14 protein-coding genes are annotated in these 17,505 nt (G+C 61.5%); 2 read left to right on the plus strand and 12 right to left on the minus strand.

Going from position 1 to position 17,505, the window contains the following annotated elements:
* Positions 1-4: 4 nt before the first annotated feature.
* Both H8B14_RS02445 and H8B14_RS02450 read right to left on the minus strand, forming a co-directional pair.
* A complete protein-coding gene (locus H8B14_RS02445; protein WP_187314032.1) occupies positions 5-733 on the minus strand; it encodes a hypothetical protein in 729 nt (242 codons plus the stop codon).
* A 3-nt stretch (positions 734-736) separates the two neighbouring features.
* The gene (locus tag H8B14_RS02450; RefSeq protein WP_187314033.1) at positions 737-1,213 is read right to left on the minus strand and encodes a RidA family protein; all 477 of its coding nucleotides are present in this window, start codon (positions 1,211-1,213) and stop codon (positions 737-739) included.
* A 125-nt stretch (positions 1,214-1,338) separates the two neighbouring features.
* Here H8B14_RS02450 and H8B14_RS02455 point away from each other — a divergent pair, with 125 nt between their 5' ends.
* Together H8B14_RS02455 and H8B14_RS02460 are read left to right on the plus strand one after the other, a co-directional pair.
* Positions 1,339-2,133: an energy transducer TonB gene (locus H8B14_RS02455; protein WP_187314034.1), complete on the plus strand. Its 795-nt coding sequence runs from the start codon at positions 1,339-1,341 to the stop codon at positions 2,131-2,133.
* Between the two features lie 246 nt (positions 2,134-2,379).
* Positions 2,380-3,939 (plus strand): DNA integrity scanning protein DisA nucleotide-binding domain protein, encoded by a 1,560-nt coding sequence (locus H8B14_RS02460; protein WP_187314035.1) that lies wholly within the window; start codon positions 2,380-2,382, stop codon positions 3,937-3,939.
* Between the two features lie 21 nt (positions 3,940-3,960).
* On the opposite strand, the gene H8B14_RS02465 is transcribed toward H8B14_RS02460, so the two are convergent.
* The 10 genes from H8B14_RS02465 to H8B14_RS02510 form a co-directional block, all read right to left on the minus strand.
* Positions 3,961-4,491, minus strand: coding sequence for a hypothetical protein (locus H8B14_RS02465; protein ID WP_187314036.1), 531 nt, complete (start codon positions 4,489-4,491; stop codon positions 3,961-3,963).
* A 151-nt stretch (positions 4,492-4,642) separates the two neighbouring features.
* Positions 4,643-5,887 carry a M1 family aminopeptidase gene (locus H8B14_RS02470; RefSeq protein ID WP_187314037.1) on the minus strand — a complete coding sequence of 415 codons (1,245 nt, stop codon included), beginning with the start codon at positions 5,885-5,887 and terminating at the stop codon, positions 4,643-4,645.
* A gap of 102 nt (positions 5,888-5,989) precedes the next feature.
* On the minus strand, positions 5,990-6,442 hold the full coding sequence (locus tag H8B14_RS02475) for a DUF2059 domain-containing protein (protein WP_187314038.1): 453 nt from the start codon (positions 6,440-6,442) through the stop codon (positions 5,990-5,992).
* A gap of 58 nt (positions 6,443-6,500) precedes the next feature.
* Positions 6,501-7,004, minus strand: a complete 504-nt coding sequence (locus H8B14_RS02480; RefSeq protein WP_261989848.1) for a DUF4442 domain-containing protein — start codon at positions 7,002-7,004, stop codon at positions 6,501-6,503.
* 111 nt (positions 7,005-7,115) lie between these two features.
* Positions 7,116-9,101 carry a DUF3857 domain-containing protein gene (locus H8B14_RS02485; RefSeq protein ID WP_187314039.1) on the minus strand — a complete coding sequence of 662 codons (1,986 nt, stop codon included), beginning with the start codon at positions 9,099-9,101 and terminating at the stop codon, positions 7,116-7,118.
* Positions 9,102-9,325: 224 nt separating this feature from the next.
* Positions 9,326-11,293: a DUF3857 domain-containing protein gene (locus tag H8B14_RS02490; protein ID WP_187314040.1), complete on the minus strand. Its 1,968-nt coding sequence runs from the start codon at positions 11,291-11,293 to the stop codon at positions 9,326-9,328.
* Positions 11,280-14,633: a toxin-antitoxin system YwqK family antitoxin gene (locus H8B14_RS02495; protein WP_187314041.1), complete on the minus strand. Its 3,354-nt coding sequence runs from the start codon at positions 14,631-14,633 to the stop codon at positions 11,280-11,282. The genes H8B14_RS02490 and H8B14_RS02495 overlap by 14 nt, the downstream gene beginning before the upstream one ends.
* Before the next feature lie 158 nt (positions 14,634-14,791).
* Positions 14,792-15,346: a PPC domain-containing DNA-binding protein gene (locus tag H8B14_RS02500; protein ID WP_261989849.1), complete on the minus strand. Its 555-nt coding sequence runs from the start codon at positions 15,344-15,346 to the stop codon at positions 14,792-14,794.
* Between the two features lie 149 nt (positions 15,347-15,495).
* Positions 15,496-16,728 carry a hypothetical protein gene (locus tag H8B14_RS02505; RefSeq protein ID WP_187314042.1) on the minus strand — a complete coding sequence of 411 codons (1,233 nt, stop codon included), beginning with the start codon at positions 16,726-16,728 and terminating at the stop codon, positions 15,496-15,498.
* Complete coding sequence (locus tag H8B14_RS02510; RefSeq protein WP_187314043.1) at positions 16,725-17,489, minus strand: hypothetical protein; 765 nt, start codon at positions 17,487-17,489, stop codon at positions 16,725-16,727. The genes H8B14_RS02505 and H8B14_RS02510 overlap by 4 nt, the downstream gene beginning before the upstream one ends.
* Between the last annotated feature and the right edge of the window lie 16 nt (positions 17,490-17,505).

The raw sequence follows: 17,505 nt of genomic DNA on the forward strand, positions 1-17,505 counted from the left end.
TGGTCTAGGTGCGGTGGTCGTGCCACACGCTGAGGCCCGTGCCGGTGGTTTGGGTGGTGATGCTGAGCAAGCCGTGGGCATTATAGCTCACTGCGTAGTCCAGTTCCTCAATGCCACCGCTCACGCCCTCCTGGCGCTTGTACTCCTGCTCTGCCCGCAGGCTGGCCAGGTCATAGCCAGTCAAGTTTTCCAGCGAAAACCAATGCGCCAGCAGCTTGGTCACGCCGGCGTCGGGTACCGTAACTACCGGCCCCTGGAACGACCTCAGATACGCTTTGGCCCCTACCTGGGCCCGAGCCACCGCAGGCCGAATCGGGGCCGTGACGCGGGCCAGTTCAAACAGCATGAGCGTAGTACCTGAGCGGTTGTACCAGTGGCCGCGAAGCACCTGGTCGGTAGATGACTGGTTGGCGGCCAGATTACCCGAAAACCAGCCGGTAGCCACGGTATCCGCATCCACAGTTTCGCGCAGCAGCACAGCACCGCTGGCACTCAACTGGCCCCGTAGCTGCAGCGGTTTGCCTTTCGAGCGGTAGTAATACTGGCCCGTCAGCACCGAGTCGCGGCCACTCAGCTGCAGCCGGATGCGGTATTTGCCATCAAGAGTGCCTTCGTAGGTGCCCACCAGCTGTTGCACGTCGCTGAACGATACCGCAGGGCTTTGGGCCCGGACCGGTAAAGTGCAGCCCAGCAGCAGCAACAGGCCGGCCGCCGGCCAACAGTTTGTCCGCATAGCTTAGCTGATAGCCGCCACGCACTTCAGCTCGATGGCAATGGGTGTAGGCAGGCAGTTGACTTCCACCGTGGTGCGGCAGGGCTGATTGTCAGCAAAATAAGTCGCGTAGAGGCGGTTGTAGGTGTGGAAATCGTCCTGCATATTGGTCAGGAACACGGTCACGTCCACGAGGTCTTCCCAGCGGGCGCCGGCTTCCTCCAGAATGTAGCGCACGTTCTGGAACACGGCGTGGCACTGGCTTTCGAAGTCGTACTGCAGGATGTTGCCGTCCTCGTCCAGCTCCACGCCGGGCACGTGCTTCTGCCCCCGCTGGCGCGGCCCCACGCCCGACAGAAACAGCAGGTTGCCGGCGCGCCTAGCGTGCGGATACAAACCCACCGGCTCGGGCGCACGGCTGGAGTTGTGCGCCTGCGACGACGATGAAGGCGACGGGGTGGCCGGAGTGTCGGCCGATGCGGAAGGAGTGTCAGGTGCCATACGGTAAAAATAGCCGATTTTCGGGCTTGCTGCGTAGAGGCTGAACCCGGGCGGCCCCTGGTGCGGTTGTTGAGCAGGGCCCGGCAATTCCGGGACAGGTATTTCGCTGATTTTTCCTCGCCGCTATGCATTCCACTTTCCGCCGCTTGCTACTGGTTGCTGTTCTTGCCCTGCCGGCCGCCGGGCAGGCCCAGCAAAAACTAAAGTACCCGAAGGCCCCACCTGCCGACCAGATTTATGATGCGGTAGCGCAGCCCGCCGTGCCGGTTGGCGGGCTTGACGCCTACGCCCAGTACCTGGCCGACAAGCAGCAGTACCCCACGGCGGCGCTGCAGCGCGGCGCGGCCGGCACGGTTACGGTCACGTTTGTGGTGGAAAAGAGCGGCGGCATATCCAACGCGGAAGTGGCCGCCCCCCTCGACCCCGAGTTGGATGCGGAGGCTCTGCGCCTGATAAAGGCCGGCCCGCGCTGGACCCCGGCTATGCACAAAGGCGGCAAGGTGCGCCAGCGCGTAACCGTGCCCATCTCGTTCCAGATTCCGGCCGGCGCCGACGACGCGGCAACTACCGGCACAGCCTTCATTGCCCCTGGCGTACCGAGCGGAGGCACTACCACCGTCAAGGCCGACCAGCCGGCGCGGCCGGTGGGCGGCACAGAGGCCTTTTTCGAGTGGATCCAGAAAAACCAGCAGTACCCCGCCCTGGCCCGGCAGCGCAAGATTGAGGGCCGCGTGATGGTGGAGTTCATCATCCAAAAAGACGGCTCGCTCACCGACGCCAAAGTGCTCAAGCCCCTCGGCTCGGGCCTCGACCAGGAAGCGCTGCGCCTCATCAAAACCGCGCCCAAATGGACCGCCGCCACCTACAAAGGCGAGCCGGTGCGGCAGAAGATGGTGCTGCCGGTGCTGTTTCAGCTGTAGCCCCGGAATTTTCGGTCCGATAGTGTAGGGCGTAGCCATCCAACTGGCGGTCGGGCGCGCCAGTTGCGCATGGCCATCAGCGCGACGGTTCTGGCAGCTTCAGCTGGGTCGTTCGAGGTAAACGACCTAGAAGTCGTTCAGCCTTTTTTAAAATACTTGCCGGTGGTTTGCGTCTATCAAAGCGCGCCCGGCGTTGTTGTCGTGTGGCGGCCCAGGCTAGCGGGCCGCTTTTCAATCCGTATCCGCATGCTTTCCCCGCTCCCGCTGCTTTCCGCGCCGCCCGTCGCGCCCACTTACGAAGCCCCCGTATCCGATGCTTTCCGGGTGTGGCCGCATCAGGCCCGGTTCCGGCAGGTGGCGCAGGTGCTGGCCGATGGGCTGTTCAGCGCGCTCGACGAAGAGCTGGAGCCTTACGTGCTGCTGCTGGCCTTGCCTACCCAGCCCGATGCGGCTTCACTCACCGCCTGCCTGGAGCCAACTATTTGCGGGCTGGATGCGCAGCATTTTGCGGGCGTAGTAGCCGAGGGTCGCATTCTGCAGAGCCAGACCGCCCCACCCTTCGCGGGCCGCGACGACGTGAGTCCCGAGATGGTGCGTCGTCGCCACGAAGGCCTGGGCGTACGCAAAGCCGTGCAAACTGTCCTCGACAAGCTCGACGAGCACACTCAGCACCAGCACATCTGCGGCTGGCCCATCGAGATTCATGGCTTTTTCGTGATGACCGTGCTGCGGGTGCAGCGCAAGCCATTGCGGGGCTACCCTTCGCTGCGCGCCAACCGCTACTACACTGACGGCCGCCCCCTGATGCCGTCGTTGCTGACTTCGGCCATGCAGCGTTTTCACGAGGAATGCGTGAAGCTGCTGAGCGAGCCGGAGCCCGGCTCGGGCCTGTTGGTGCGCCCCCGCGAAACCGAGGAAATCCTGCGCGCCGCCGGCAAAAGCCTGCTCGACACGCCCGCACAGGCCCTTGGGGCCGAACCGGGCGCAGCCCGGCTGTTTCACACGCTCAACACCATTTCCAGCCTCCGCTACGAAGGCGCCGAGGGCGTGGGCAAAGTCATTCTGGCGCGGCGGCACCACCCCAATCTGGAGGAAGTGTTTGCACTCACCTGCCCCACCCCGCTCACCGACTACCGCGCCGTGCGTAAGCTGCTGGAGATGACCACGCCCGACGTGAGCTTGCTGGCCGACAGTGAAAACGTGTATGCGCTGGGCCGCCTGGTGGGCACCTATGACCCGGCCCGCGAAGACGTGTTTGTCATCAACTTCATTAACCACTACGCCTGGGAGTTTCAGCACGACGGCAAGGTGCTGATGCGCACGATTTACAGCCAGCCCAGCTTGCCCCGCTTCCGCGTGAACCGCAGCCGTTTCCGCAAAGACCTCAAGCGCACCTTTCAGCTCACTGATCCGGCCAAGATTGAGCGCCTCTGGGATGTGGTGCTGGAAGCCAGCCGCCAGAAGCACGGCACGCTGCTCGTCATCACCACCGAAGCCCTGGCTGAAGCCGACCGCCTGAAGCTGCAGTGCACGCTCATTGAGCCGGTGCCACTTACGCCGCTCATCACGCGCCTTGTCACCAGCATCGACGGCGCCGTGCTGCTGGACCCCGACAGCTACTGCTACTCCATCGGCGTGATTCTGGACGGCAAAGCTTCGGGCCGCGGCACCAGCACCCGCGGCGCCCGCTACAACTCGGCCATCCGCTACGTCGAAACCTCCCCGTATCCGTGTTTGGCCATTGTGGTGAGTGAGGACGGCATGGTGAACGTCATCACCAAAGAGCGGCTCGGTGAGGAGGACTGAGCTGCTACTGAACCTTCGCCGCTAGCCAGCCTTAGCGAGTTTCCGCAGTTGCTTCAGTTCGGCCGGTTTCACCTGGCTCAACTCTTGGCTGCGGTTGCACAAGCTGGTTTCATAGTACGGCGTAATATTTTCCGGCTCACCGCCGTAGGGTGAAGCTTTCTGCGTCACCAGAAACGCGTATATCAGCTGCTCGGAGCCTACTTTAAACTGCTTGCCACACATAGAGCTGGAGGCTTCACTGGCTATCAGTACCGTTGGCCCCGTAGCCGTTCCTTTCAGCTGCTGCGAAACGGCAAAAGTGTAGCGCAGCGTTTCGCGCCGAATCAGATGGAACTGCTTTTCCACCGGTCCGGTGTCCGCCACCCGTAAGGAATCTGTCGTCACCACAGTTTCAACGCTCACCACCTTGCCCACGAATATCAGGGCGTCGCGCTGGTATGCAGCCGCAATCTGCTGCTTTTCGGAAACACGGGCGCCGCTCACACAGGAACAGGCTTGTGCAGAGGATATGCGTAATATAAAAAGCAGCAGGGCCAGCAGAATCGTCTTCATGGGGAAACGGTAACGGGGTTGGGTTGAGACAATGTTGAAGTCAGCCTGACCGCCTGAAAGTAGCGCGAACTTTATAGTTCGCGACCCGGAACGACAAGCACCAGAACAGCGCGGAGACGCCAACTACAAAGTTCACGCTACAGAAACCGCGCTAGCGGCTCAGCTCGGCCAGCAGCCAGTCGCGCGTGGGCTGTCCGGCAAGCTGGCTTACTACTTCCAGAAAGCCGGCCGTGGTGGATACTTTGCGGGCGGCCGTGGCGGCCAGCACGGCGTTGAATGGCTCGGCCCCCAGCCGGTCGTGGAGGGCCGCGAGGATCACCGTGCCTTTGTTGTACACCACCCGGCGGAAAACGGCCGGCTCGTGCTGGTAGCGGTTGAAACCCAGGACCGGCGGCGCACCGGCGGCCGAGGCGGCCAGCTTCGCTAACTCCTGCCGGTAGCCCTCGGCATCTCCGCTTGCTTGCAGGTAGAGCAGGCTGGAATAGGTGGCGAAGGCCTCGTTCAGCCACGCGCTGTCGTCGTGATACGAGCCGTAAGCCCACCATCTGTGGCTTATCTCGTGGGCCAGAATCAGCAAATCTCCCCGCTTGGCCACGTCGAAATCAGTGTAGGTGATGACGGCGGCATTGTCGAGCAGGCCGTAGGCTTCGTGGTTGGTACCGGGCAGGAAAACCGTGAACTGTGCAACCGCGTCCTGGCGGCCGATACTGCGGTTGTAAAATGCCACGATGTCCTGGGTTTTCTGCAACAGCACAGAATCCGGCCGCCCCGGTGTAGCGGCGGCTTTCATCACCGTAATGCGCGGCGCGCTGCCGGCCACCAGCTGCTCGAACTGCCGCGCCACCATAGCCGTCAACTCAGTAGCGCTGGTGCTGCCCCGGAAAGCGTAGCTCCCGGCCCGCTGCCGGCGCGGCGCGGCGGTGCTCAGCACCTGATAGCCGGCCGGCACCCGCACGGCCAGTTCGTAGTCTACCACTTCATACTCGGCGTAGGGCCGGAATGGCAGCCAGTTACTGTGGCCGCTCAGCACGTTCACGTCGGCCGCGAAATTGCCTTTGCCCAGGGTGCCCGCGTACGTCAGCTCCACCTGGCGGCGGGCCGGGCCGTTGCCGAAGCGCACCGTCACCTGCTGCAGCGTATCCCCAAAAAACGGGTAGAACAGCCGCGTGGTACGCGGGGGCACGGCGCCGGTGCTGCGCACCTGCTGCAGCTGAAACTGCCGGTTGAGGTTGAGCTTCAGTACGGAGCTGGTGTCGGAGGCCGACAGGCGAAACGTGTAGTGGCAGGTGAAGCGGTGCGTAGCCGGGTCCAGGTTTAGCTGCACCCACACCAGCGGCCGGGCTTGGCCTGAGGCCAGCACCCCTAATAACAGCAAAGCTGTAATAATAAAACGCATAACTACCGGTTAGGACCTTGGAGTGGTAAAGATTGTTGCTGCAATCCAAGCCGCTATATAGCAAGCTGCTATGCGCTGCACGACGCGCTTTTAGCTTGCATATTATACCCCATTGAAAATAGTCATGAGACTCATAACATACTCTGCAATAGCACGGTTACGACTCACTTTCGCTCCAATAGGCGCGGATTCTAAACTATTTTCAAGATTGGTAAAGTATTTCCCCCAAGAGGACCCACTTAATCTTTTTTCTTCCGCTCTTATTTCGGCTGGAGACAGAGTCTTCAACCAACGAACATAGAGTGGTTTCACTTTTCCGGCTCGTGCTATCAGTGTAGGACTTTCCTTCCGTAGCAACGTCAGCGCTTTATCGTCAGATAGAACAGTAGCTCTTCGCATCAAGTCGGCTATTTCACTTGCCACTTGCGAATAGGCTTGACTTGGAGCAGCGCCGGCTTCTTGAGTAGCCGCTACAGATTTGACAGACTGCGCATTGGCAGAGTAACACACGGTCAAAACACCTGATAACAGGCAAAGAAAAGCGTACTTATTCATATAACTTAATATTACTGAGCTATTATTACAATGTGCTGCAAATGAATTGAGGCACTTTCTATTTCGCCCGAAACGACCACGTAATCCGGAATATGGCTACTGTGTCGCCGGCCTGGTCTACGCCGGTGCTGGTACACACCACGGTGCGGCCCTCGTTGCTGGCGCGGCTGTCAGCAATGGCCTGGGCAATGCGCTGGCCATCTTCGGAGGTGAAGGCAATCAAACCAACGGCCTTTTTGGTGAATTCGGCTTCCAGCCCCACCACCAGCATCGAGACGCGGCCCTGGCCCTGGATATGCATCATGGCCAGCATGCCGCTGGCCATTTCGGCGGCCATGCTCAGGCAGGCAAAATAGATGCTGCGAAACGGATTCTGGGTGAGATACTTGAACGGCACCGTAATAACGGCCCGCTCCGGCGTGATTTCGCGCAGCCGCAGCCCCGCCAGATACGCCATCGGCAAGCTACGCAGCATAAACAGGCGTAGCTTCAAGGAACTGGAAATCGTGCGGCGAAAGGCGGCAGCAGCAGGCGTATCTAGGGAAGCGGCAGGTTGGGACATGGCAGTAAACGGCTGAAAGCAGGTTACTACAAAGAACAGAAAATATTCGGCATGCCGAACAGTGACTTTTAAATCTAGTTCCCCACCTTGGAGAGGAGGGGAACTAGCTCTTTAGCCTTTCTTCTCCAGCACCAGCACCACTTTATTGAAGTTGGCGGCGGCGTTTACCACATCGCGGAAGGCTTCGAAGTCCTTTTTGGGCCAACGGATCTGGCGGTAGGCTTCCGTGATGGTGACCGTGACGGTCTGGCCCTGCACCGCGTACTTGGAGGTGAAGTAATAGAGCGGGTCTTTGGCGTCGGGGCCGGCTTTCACGTCGGCGTTCAGGTCTTGTAGGTTGCGCACTTGGTAGCCAGCGGGCAGCTCCAGCGTAATCACGCGGTTGTAGCGGCGGTTGAAGTCGTTTTCCACGTCGTACTGCCGGGCCTCAGTCTGGTACAGTTCCGACTGCGGCCCGAGCAACTCCCCGATTTTGAACAGGTAGCGCTGGCCTGCTTTGTTGAGCAGTGCCGACGACTCCACACTGGCATCCACCAGAAACGGTTTATTAAGCGGGTTCAGGTTGGCTTCGCCATTGGTTACTTTCAGGCTCTGGAAGGTGGCGTCGGGTACGTTGCCTTTCACCAGCTCCTGCATCACCTCAGTGCGCTTTTCCTCCGGAATCAGGGAGTAGAAAGGCTGAATTTGCTGGCCGTGGTAGCCACCCAGCACCTGGTGCACGTCAATGAGGGCCTTATCCAGTTCAGGCGTAAATTTCACCTGAATGGCTAGGTCGTTGGGGCTTTGTTCGGCGGTCAGGGTCGGGATGTCGCGCACGGTGCCCACAGCCGACTCGGTGGAGCCCAGCTTCACGGTGCGCACAAACAGGCCCTTGTTGGCGGTCCAGCCGGGAGGCAGCATGCCATAGCGGAAATCGGGGCGCGACGGGGCCAGCAGCTGCTTGGTTTCGGGGAAGTAGAGGGCGTAGTTGTCGAGGTAGTTCCAGGTGTCGAAGGTGTCGTCGAACACAGCGTCGCTGCGGTCGGAGGTTAGCACCAGCTCGTGCTCGATGTTCTGGCGGCGCAGCAGCGCGACAAACAGGCGCGTCATGCCCAGTTCGGAGGCGTTTTTGGTGGCGGCAATGCGGTTGAGGGTACTTTCGCCGTCCTCGGCCAAGTTGAAGCTGGTTTTGAGGTAGTTTTCCAGCGTCTTTACACGGGTTTCTACGTCGCCGCCAGCGGGTAACTTGGCATCTTTCAGCACCTTATCCACGGCCTTGGTTTCGTCTTTACTGAGCGAGTACACGGTACCGTGCAGGTACTGGCTGGCGTCGGCCCAGGTGAAAAGGCGCGTGCGGCCGCGCTGGGTGGTATAGGCCAGCTTGTACTCCAAGCGGATCCGTTCGGCGTTGCTGGCGGCAAATGTTTCTTCGCGGGCGGCGGCTACATCGGGCAGCTTTATCCGGATGATGCGCTTGCCGGCCACCACCGTATCGGGGCGGGCGGCGGGGCCGTGGTACACGCGCGTTTCAAAGGTGAGGGCCTCCGGCGAAATCAGCTCAAACGATACATCATGGGCTGGCAGGTTGCTTTGCAGGTACTCGCGGCCGAAGAACTTGGCGGGCCGCTCGCGCAGAAACACGTACTCGATTTCCGAGCCTTTCTCCACGCCTTCTACCGCAAAAATCTTGAAGCCGCGGCCGCCATCCTGGTCTTTGAGCTCCTTCATATTGCTTTCGCTCACCTCCACCACCTCGCCGCGCGGACTGATGGTGCGAGCCTTCAGGTACACCAGCCGGCCGCCGTCCTGCGGGATGTAGATTTTGTTGAACTGCTCGATGCCGTCGGAGGTGTTGACGCGCAGAATCCGGTGCTCGGTGGAATACACCTGCAGCTCTTTTTCGGCGGCGCTGAACTCGTGAGCCGTGAAGTCGCGCAGAATCAGGGCCGGCAGCTTGACCTCCGCCTCCGTCACGGGCAGACGCTTGGTGCGCTGGGCATCCCAGTTATAGGTGGCGTACTGCAGCGTTTTGGGCGCCTGCTGGGCCTGGAGCGGCGCGGCTGAAGTGAGTAGCAGCAGAGAAACAGCAGTGGCGCGGGCAACGGAAAAGAAGGTCATAGAAGTATAAAATAGGCGCCGGAAGGCGCAGTTTTGCCGATGGATAACACGGGTTCGGTCCAGCAGCTTATTGAGGCCGTTGGGCCGGTCGTCGGAAGCAGAATATGGTGGTTTCGTGCAAACGGCGTGGGCGTCCCAGGGCTGAAGCCCTTGGCTAGTCAGCGGCGGCCGTTGGGCCCTGCGTAGCCTAGGGCTTCAGCCTTGGGACGCCCACGCTGCCGTGCTCAGGCCTTTTTACGCTTGAAAATCACGGTTTCGCGGTAGGCGGCGTTGAGCTTGTCCACCACGGTGTTCCACTGGGCAAATTGCTGGGGCTGAAGCATCAGGTAGTTGATGTACACTTCTTTGTCCTGCACGATTTTGTTGCCCTGGCGCTCGTATTTCACCTTGAAGCCGAACACCGGGTCGCGCATTTCGGCGGTGGGCGGCAGGTACTCCACGTCGTAGCCGGCCGGAATTTCCAGCTCGGTGCGGGTGTGGTTCTGGGTGGCGTACTCGTTCACGCGCGGCAGGCGGCGCTTGGCGGCGTCAATCTTGTCGTGGGCGTAGGGCTGCTCCAAATTCAGGTTCACGTAGATTTCGTCGTCGAGCTTCTGCACATAGTCCTGCAGGCGGTACTCGTAGTCGATGGTGAGCGGCTTTTCGCGGGTGTCGAGGTGGCTGACGCTGTATTTGTCGACAAAGAACTTGTTGTTGCCGCGCTCCAGCAGGGCCTTCACGTACTTGGTTTCCTCGGTCTGGTCGAGGCCGTCGAGGGCGTAGCTCTGCATCACCTTGGGGTAGCCCAGCAGCTGCAGGCTGCCCTTGCCGCGCAAACCGCCCTTCTCGTCCAGCACCAGCTGCGACACGTCCGAAACCGGGCTGCGCTCCTGGCTCATCACCGGCACCGGCACCACTTTGCAGTTCTTGCCATCGATGGCCAGCAGCGCCTCTTTGCCCTGAATGAAGGCCGAGGGCATCCCAAACGGCATGTATTTGTTGGTGGCGTCGAGGAACACGTACTGACCGGGGCTGGCCTCGTAGGTGGTTATCATGTGGTTGTCGACGCCGGGCGTGGCCAGCTCGGAGTAGCGGTAGGGCAGGTCGCGGGTGCCAATCCAGGTGAGGTAGGACTTGATGCCGGCCATGCGCAGCATCTCGCGGGTGAGGTTGGCCATGTCCTTGCAGTCGCCGTAGCGCTTGGCGTACACCAGGCCGGCGTCGCGCGGGATGAAGCCGCCCATGCCGTTTTCGAAGGCCACGTAGCGGATGTTGTCCTGCACCCAGTAGTACACGCGCTGCACCTTTTCCTGCTCGGTTTTAGCGCCCACCGCCAGCGAATCGACCACGCGGCGTAGCGCGGGGCTTTCCTGCGGATCGAGCTTGCTCACGAAGCCGGAGTACAGGCTGTAGAGTTCGGGCACGCCGGCCAGCATGCGCCGAGCCTGCCCATCGGCCGTAGGCACTTCCTCCACGAAATACACGAGGTGCGGCAGGTAGTAGGCTGCTTCGGGGCCGTCGGAGTCGCGCGGGGGGCTGGGCAGGTCGTCGGCGCTCCAGCGGTAGGTGATGGTGCTGCCTTTTTCCTGTTTGCTGAAGCTAATTTTGAGGCCCTCGACATGGAACATGCGGTGGCTGATTTTCACATTTTTGGGCGCCGTGATGGTCAGCTCGGCGTGGCGCACGGGCACGTAGGAGCCGAAGTAAAACGGCAGCAGAAACCGGGGGTCAGGGTGGCGCACGGTATAGTCGGTCACGGTGCGGGCGCCGGGCGTCACGGCCGGAAAGCTCCAGGTGGTGGAGCGGGTGTCATCGTAGAAGATGCCTGACTGCACCTCGAACTTCTCTTTGTAGTCGGTCACCTTTACCGTTTTGTAGCTGTTGCCGGCGGGCACCAGGGTGCGGGCGTCCAGCTTTTGCACGCGGCTGAAGTGGGAGTTGAACACCTTGTCGTTGGCGTACATGGCCGACTGCGCATCGAGGTGCAGCATGTCCTGGTGGTGGCGGGCCAGCACCACCACCGAGTCACCCTGCACCGCGAAAGTGAGGTCGGTGCGGTAGTCGAGGTACACGGCCTTTTCGCCCGGAAACTGGGCCTGCATTTCGGCTACCAGCTGCGTGGGCTGCTGGGCCTGGGCACTGTGCGGCGCGGCCAGCAGGGCGGCGCTAAAAAGCAGCGCCAGGGCGCCACCAAACCGGTTATTTGCCTTCATACACGTAATTGTTCCAGTACACTTCGGTTTTGGTGGGCTTGCCCTGGGCATCGTAATATACCGTTGGGCCGAGCTTCTCGCCGCTGCGGTAGGTTTCGGTGCGTTCCAGGGTGCCGTCGGGGCGGTAGTAGCGGCTGAGGCCGTTCAGCTCATCGTGCAGGTAGGTTTCCTCTTCCATCGGCTTGCCGTCGGCGTAAAAGCTGGTGAGCGGGCCAGTTAGCAGACCATTCTGGAAGGCCATGCGGCGGAATACCTGGCCTGAGCTGTAGTAGGTGGTGCGGAGCCCGTCCAGGATACCGCCCTTCACGGTTTGGTCGGCGGCGGGCTTGCCGTTGGCGAAGGTGGTTTTGAGCGGGCCAGCCAGCTTCTCGATGCGCTGCCACGGCTCGGCGGGGTTGGTGCCGTTGCGGAACGCCGCGAGGCTGCCGTGCTCATACATGCGCTCCTCAATCAGCTCGCCGGCCGGGTTGTAGTAGCGCGAAGGGCCTTCGGCTATGCCGTAGAGGTAGTTCTGCAGGGTTTCGAGCTGGCCGTTGGGAAAATAGAAGCGCACTTCCCCGCCGAGGCTGCCGTAGCGGTAGTTCATCACCGAGCGCAACTGGCCCGAAGCGTAGTAGTCCTTCCATTCGCCGTGCCGCTCCCCGTTAATGTAACGACCTTCCTGGTGTAGTTTGCCGTTGCTGTAGTAAGACTTGTAGGGGCCGTGGCGCTGATCAGCTTCATAGCTGAACTCCACTTCCGGCTTGCCGCTGGCATGGTACCAGCGGGCCGGGCCACGGTTTTCGTAGCAGGCCACCTGGGTGCGGTAGTGGGGCTGGCCGCCGGGAAAGGCGAAGGTAAACTCCTTGGTATCGGGCCGGAGCGCCACGTGACTGACAACGCGGCTCAGCGTGTCGTAGGTGGTTAGCTGCAGCTTGCGCCCGAAGCCATACACGCGCGACTCCGTGAGTTTGCCATTGGGAGCGAAGCTGCGGGAGAGGCCGTTTTTCTGGCCCTGATGCATTTCATACTCTTCGCTCACCTGGCCGTCAGCATAGTATTCGCGCCAGAGGCCCTGCTGCTGGCCGGCACGGTAGTAGCCGGTCTGGTAGCGCTGGCCGTCGCGCAAGAAACTCTCGAAGCTGCCTTCCAGCTGGCCGCCCTCGTAGCTGGTGCGTTGCTTGAGCTGGCCATTGGCGTAGTATTCCAGAGACGGGCCCTGCTGCTGGCCCTGCTTGTAGTGCCGGATTTGCTGCAGCAGGCCGTTGGCGTAGCTCCAGTGCCACTCGCCTTCCATCAGCCCATCCACATAAGCACCGGTGCCCGTTGTGCCGGTATCGGCGCCATAGGTCTGGAGGGCCACACGGCCCTTTTTGGGTATGGGCGTATCCTGCAGGCGGCTACCGGTGGCGGGGTCAAAGTAGCGCTGGCGCGTGATACGGCCGTGTTCGTACTCCGACTCCGAGTACAGCTTGCCCTGGTACGTGTAGTCGCGGAAGGTGCCGTGCAGCTCGCCGGCCTCGTCGAAGCTTTTTTCGTCGTTGGGTTTGCCATCGGCGAGGTAGCTTTTCCACAGGCCGGTACGCTTGCCGCGGGTGTAGGTGCCGGTATTTTCCAGCTGGCCATTGGAAAAGTACTCGGTGTAAGGGCCATGCAGTTCATCCTGGTCGTAGGTGCCGCGCTTTTCAGGCGTGCCGTCGGCGTAGTTTACCAGGAAAGCGCCCAGCTTTTTTCCATCCAGGTAAGTGTACTCGTACTCCTTGATGCCGTCGGGGTAGAAGTAGGTTTTTACGCCTTCCTGCTTATCGGCCCGCATTTCCACCTGCATCTTGGTTTTGCCGTCCGGGTACAGCTCCCGGTAGGGGCCGTTCAGGTCGCCGGCCCGAAAGGTGCGGGTTTCACTTAGCTCGCCGCAGTAACTGAACACCTTGAGCACGCCTTCGGTCTTGCCATTCACGTAGGTGGCCTCCACGGCGGGTTGGCCGTTGTCGTGGTAGTCGCGCACGAGGCCGTCCAGCTCGCCGTTGCGGTAGGTGGCGGCGCGCTCCAGCACGCCAGTGGGATAGTAGAGGCGCCAAGGACCGGTGCGCTTGAAGTCGGCACTGTAGAGGCCCTGCTGCTGGCTGGCGCCATTCTCATCCACGAACAGCCACGGCCCGGTGAAGCGGCGCTCCTCCCCTTCCACTGTGCCTTCGCCGATGCCGTTGAGGACACCATTATCGTCAAACCAGCCTTTGGCCAGCACGGGCTTACCGTCGTGCACAAACGGCTGCTGCTCCCGGATCTGGAGCAAGGCCGGCGAAATGGCCGTGTAGAATTTCTCGATGCGGCTTTTATTGCCCTTGATCCACTGGGCCGCTTTCTTGTCGTCGGCGGAGGCCAGGGCGAGGTAGGTGGCGGTAGTGAGGTTGTCGTTGAGGCGCAGTTGCGCCACCAGCGGGCCGTAGAGACGCAGCCAGAAGTCGTCGGAAGTGGCATTGGGCGCGGCCGGAAACTTCTCTATCAACAGCTGCAGCTGCTTCACCAGCGCCGCATCAAACTTCACCTTCGACACATAGTCTTTGCGCAGCGCAATCTTGGAGTCCAGCAGCGCGTCCAGCTCCTGAAAAGCGGTGTTGGGCGTGAAGGGCGCAATTCTATCTGCTTCCTCCAACACCGCCGTGCGGGCAGCCTGCTGCTCCAGCGCCACCAGCACGTTGTGGCTGCCGGCGGCGGGCTGCAGCAGCAGATACGTGAGCATGCTGAGCATGGCGTGGCTGGTGTGGCCCTGGCGGCTGGCCACGTACGCCAGCTGGTAGTGGCTGTTGGGGTGCGTGGGTTTCAGAGCTACGCCGCGCTGCAGGCTGACGAAGCCCGGCGCAAACTGCTTGGTGGCTACCTGAAACACCCCTTGGTTGAACCACAGACTCTGGTTGTAGGGAAAATACTTGAGGCCGGTGTCGTAGGCGGCCTGCGCTTTGTCGGGGTGCTTGAGTTCTTCCTCGGCCCACGACAGCGCAATGTAGGGCTGCGGGTCGTGGTAGGGCTGGGCAAGGGCACGGCTGGCGGCTTCCACGGCTTCCTGGTATTTTTCCAGGGCTATGTAGCTGGTCGCCAGCTCACTTTGGGCGGCAGCATACAGCGTGTCGCCGGGCGTGATGCTGCGGTAGAGAGCAATGGCGCCGGTGTAGTCGCCCTGGTCGTAGAGCGTAACGGCCTGGGTTATGGCTTGTCGCGAATCGACGAGAGGCGGCAGGACGGTAGCAGGCGCGGTGGCAGTGGCAGCGGGAGTAGCCGGACGCGCGGCGGTTTTCTGGGCCTGCGCGGCCAGGGGCGCGGCGGCCAGCAAAGCCAGCACTGCCCCGTAAGAGCGTAGTTGCATTAAAAAGGATAAATAAAGAAGCCAATGGATAGCCGCGGCCCGCGCGGAGCCAACAGATATTCCTACAAGTATACGCACGGAAAAGCGGCCCTGAAACAGCGCAGCTCCCGGCAAAGCAATAAATTTTCGGGGCCTATATAGCTTCGCCGAACAGCCGGCTAGCGCAACGCCTGGCGAGGCTTACGGGGCTTCTTGGGAGCCGGATAAACGGTCAGCTCCCGGTAGCCAAACGTGGGGTCGGGCTCGCGCCGGAACTCCACGTCGTCGAGCACGCCCAGCACCAGTTCGGCGGTGGTGTACACCAGGTTGCCATCGAGCAGATGCCCGCCCAGCGTGCGGCCCGTGGAGTCGGAAACAGAGAGGTGCAGGTGGCTGCCGTTGGTGGAAAGCGTACCGACCAGACTCACGATTTCAAAGTGGCCGCGGTACACGCTGGGGCCCTCCTGGTTGGCCAGCCGCAGCGTGGCCTGCGTGAGGCTGCCAACGCACGTGACGATGGCGCCGGCTTTTATCTGGTGCTGCTCCACAAAAGCATTAAGCTGCTGGCGCACATCCTGGCCAGGGCTGAGGCGCAAAGCGTAGGTGCGCATCTGGGAAGGCAACGCAACAGGAACCGGGGCAGCAGGCATAGCAGCAGGAGTTTGGGCCAGCAGCGGCACAGCCGGCCCGGTTAGCAGCAACGAGAACAACAAACCGCAAAAACGAGTACGCATGTCACAAAGAACGGCGTCTATCGGGTAATGAAGTAGTAAAGTAGAAAGCCCGTCATGCAGAGCGGAGCAAAGCATCTCGCCGGTGTAGTGATTCTACCACACTAGCGAGATGCTTCGCTCCGCTCTGCATGACGGGCTTTGTTACCTAATCACCGGTTGAAACGGACGTTGCCGTAGCGCACTTTGATGTTGACGTTGCTGGCGGCCGAGCGGCTGCGGCTGGCCACGCCAAACGTGCCCTGCATGTCGCTGGAGGCCGGGCCGCTTTCCTCTGATTCCACCCGCACCAGCTTCTTATCCACGAGCAGCTTGCCGTGCTGGGTGTTCACGTCGAAGTTGAAGCCGGCGTCATCGGCGAAGTTGAGCAGGATGGTGCTGTAGCCGCCATCAAGGTTGATGACGCGGAAGTTTTTGCCGGTGTTACGCACCTCGAAGTTCGGGCAATACTGCACCGTCATGTCGAGGCGGTCAGAGAGCTTGTCGATGCTGAACTTGGAGTAGCCGGAAGTGCCGCGCAGGTTCTGCACCGTGCCCAGGGCTACGTCGCCGTACTTGCTGTGCACAGTCAGATCCTGCACTGTCCCGATGTCAATATCCGAGTAGTTGTTGCGCAAATCCACCAGCAGGCCGGCATCCAGGCGCAGCCGCGAGTACGAGGCATCAATGCTGGCGCGCCGGGCATACACCACCGAAGCCTGCCCATTGCCGACGCGCAGCAGGTTTTGTGGGCCATCAAGGCGGCCGGTACGCAGCGTGCCGTATTCCACCGCCAGCTCGGTAGCGCCGGTCAGGTCGCCGTTGATGCTCACGTCGCCGAAAGTGTTGAAGACGTGCAACGGCGTGTTGCGCGGCACCCACACTGTGTAGTTTACTTCGTAGAGCTTGGTGCGGCTCCAGCAGCCGTGGGGCATCGTGCCAAAGCGCGAGTTCACGGAAATACCGCCCGTGGCAGGGTCATTTTCGAGCAGCTGCACCTGAATCATTTCCTGGAGCTGCTGGGCCTGAGTTTCCGTTTCGGCCCGCGTGATGATGTCTACATCGGTGCGGACTTCCGGGCGGTTCCACACGTTCACGAGCACGCGGCCGTAGCGGGTATTGAGGGCAAACGGCTTGCCGGCGGGAACTCCAAAGGTGCGGCTTATCCGGCGCGTCTTCTCGATGGCGGGCGCCGTAGTAGCTTCATCCTGCGGGCCTTGCGGGCCCTGCACAACCTGCCCATCGGCGGGGCCGCCCTGCAAGCCTACTGGCGCGGCATCAACTCCAGCCTGGTAGAAATGCACTTCCACAGGCCCCAACTGGGCCTGTACGGTGCTGTTGCCGGCCAGCAATAGGCCACCCAGCAGCACCGCCTGGTTCAGAAGCTGGCGTAGAAGCTGGTTCATGGCTGAGGCTGATTGGTGGCGGCCGACGTGCCCTGTGCCTGATACTCCTGCATCTGCTCCCGGGTGCGGGTCTGCTGATTCAGGATGTCGAGGCGAATCTGCAGATTACGGTTCATGGCGTCAAGCACCACGGTAGGCTCAGGGTTGCGGTACAGTTCCTGTTTGAGCTGCCGGTAGGTGGAGTCGAGGCCAGCCAGCTCACGCTGCCAGTCGGCGGCACCGCTGGCAGGCATAGTAGCCTCTAGCTTCTGCAGCTCCGCCTGCCGCTCTTCAATCTGCACGGCAAAGTAGCTTTCCATGCGGCGCACTTCCTGCGTCAGGCGCTGCGCCGACGAAACCGCCGCTGCTGCCGCTACCGGCTCCGACTCAAACCCGTAAGACATTCCGGAGGGCTCCTCAAGGACGGGCACTGCGGGGCGCGGCGCCACAGCAGCCACACTAGTCCAGGCAGCGGAACGGCTGTTGCTGCTCCAGATAGCGCCAATGCCAGCCAGCAGTAGAATAGCCAGTGCAGCTGCAATGGCAGGGCGCGACAGCCACATGGGGCGGCGGGCGGCGGCCGTGGGTGCAGCAGGTTGTTCGGCGGCCGGATGCAGGCGTACTACACGCAGGGGCACTGGCGGCTCAGCAGGCGTAGCCGCCGTGGGCTCCGTCAGCTGCGCCTCAATGGCGTCCCACAAGTCCGGGCGCGGCTCAAACACGTCGAAGTCGGCGCGGTGCCGCTCAACGAAATTTTCCAGACCGGTTTCTTTATCGTTCATGTCGGGGGTGGTACTA

The sequence above is a fragment of the Hymenobacter puniceus genome (genome assembly GCF_014333525.1).
Classification (GTDB): Bacteria; Bacteroidota; Bacteroidia; order Cytophagales; family Hymenobacteraceae; genus Hymenobacter.

Bases quoted from the DNA above. Each gene is read 5' to 3' on its own strand.
- H8B14_RS02445 (WP_187314032.1), bottom strand. From the start codon at position 733: ATGCGGACAAACTGTTGGCCGGCGGCCGGCCTGTTGCTGCTGCTGGGC.
- H8B14_RS02450 (WP_187314033.1), bottom strand. From the start codon at position 1,213: ATGGCACCTGACACTCCTTCCGCATCGGCCGACACTCCGGCCACCCCG.
- H8B14_RS02455 (WP_187314034.1), top strand. From the start codon at position 1,339: ATGCATTCCACTTTCCGCCGCTTGCTACTGGTTGCTGTTCTTGCCCTG.
- H8B14_RS02460 (WP_187314035.1), top strand. From the start codon at position 2,380: ATGCTTTCCCCGCTCCCGCTGCTTTCCGCGCCGCCCGTCGCGCCCACT.
- H8B14_RS02465 (WP_187314036.1), bottom strand. From the start codon at position 4,491: ATGAAGACGATTCTGCTGGCCCTGCTGCTTTTTATATTACGCATATCC.
- H8B14_RS02470 (WP_187314037.1), bottom strand. From the start codon at position 5,887: ATGCGTTTTATTATTACAGCTTTGCTGTTATTAGGGGTGCTGGCCTCA.
- H8B14_RS02475 (WP_187314038.1), bottom strand. From the start codon at position 6,442: ATGAATAAGTACGCTTTTCTTTGCCTGTTATCAGGTGTTTTGACCGTG.
- H8B14_RS02480 (WP_261989848.1), bottom strand. From the start codon at position 7,004: ATGTCCCAACCTGCCGCTTCCCTAGATACGCCTGCTGCTGCCGCCTTT.
- H8B14_RS02485 (WP_187314039.1), bottom strand. From the start codon at position 9,101: ATGACCTTCTTTTCCGTTGCCCGCGCCACTGCTGTTTCTCTGCTGCTA.
- H8B14_RS02490 (WP_187314040.1), bottom strand. From the start codon at position 11,293: ATGAAGGCAAATAACCGGTTTGGTGGCGCCCTGGCGCTGCTTTTTAGC.
- H8B14_RS02495 (WP_187314041.1), bottom strand. From the start codon at position 14,633: ATGCAACTACGCTCTTACGGGGCAGTGCTGGCTTTGCTGGCCGCCGCG.
- H8B14_RS02500 (WP_261989849.1), bottom strand. From the start codon at position 15,346: ATGCGTACTCGTTTTTGCGGTTTGTTGTTCTCGTTGCTGCTAACCGGG.
- H8B14_RS02505 (WP_187314042.1), bottom strand. From the start codon at position 16,728: ATGAACCAGCTTCTACGCCAGCTTCTGAACCAGGCGGTGCTGCTGGGT.
- H8B14_RS02510 (WP_187314043.1), bottom strand. From the start codon at position 17,489: ATGAACGATAAAGAAACCGGTCTGGAAAATTTCGTTGAGCGGCACCGC.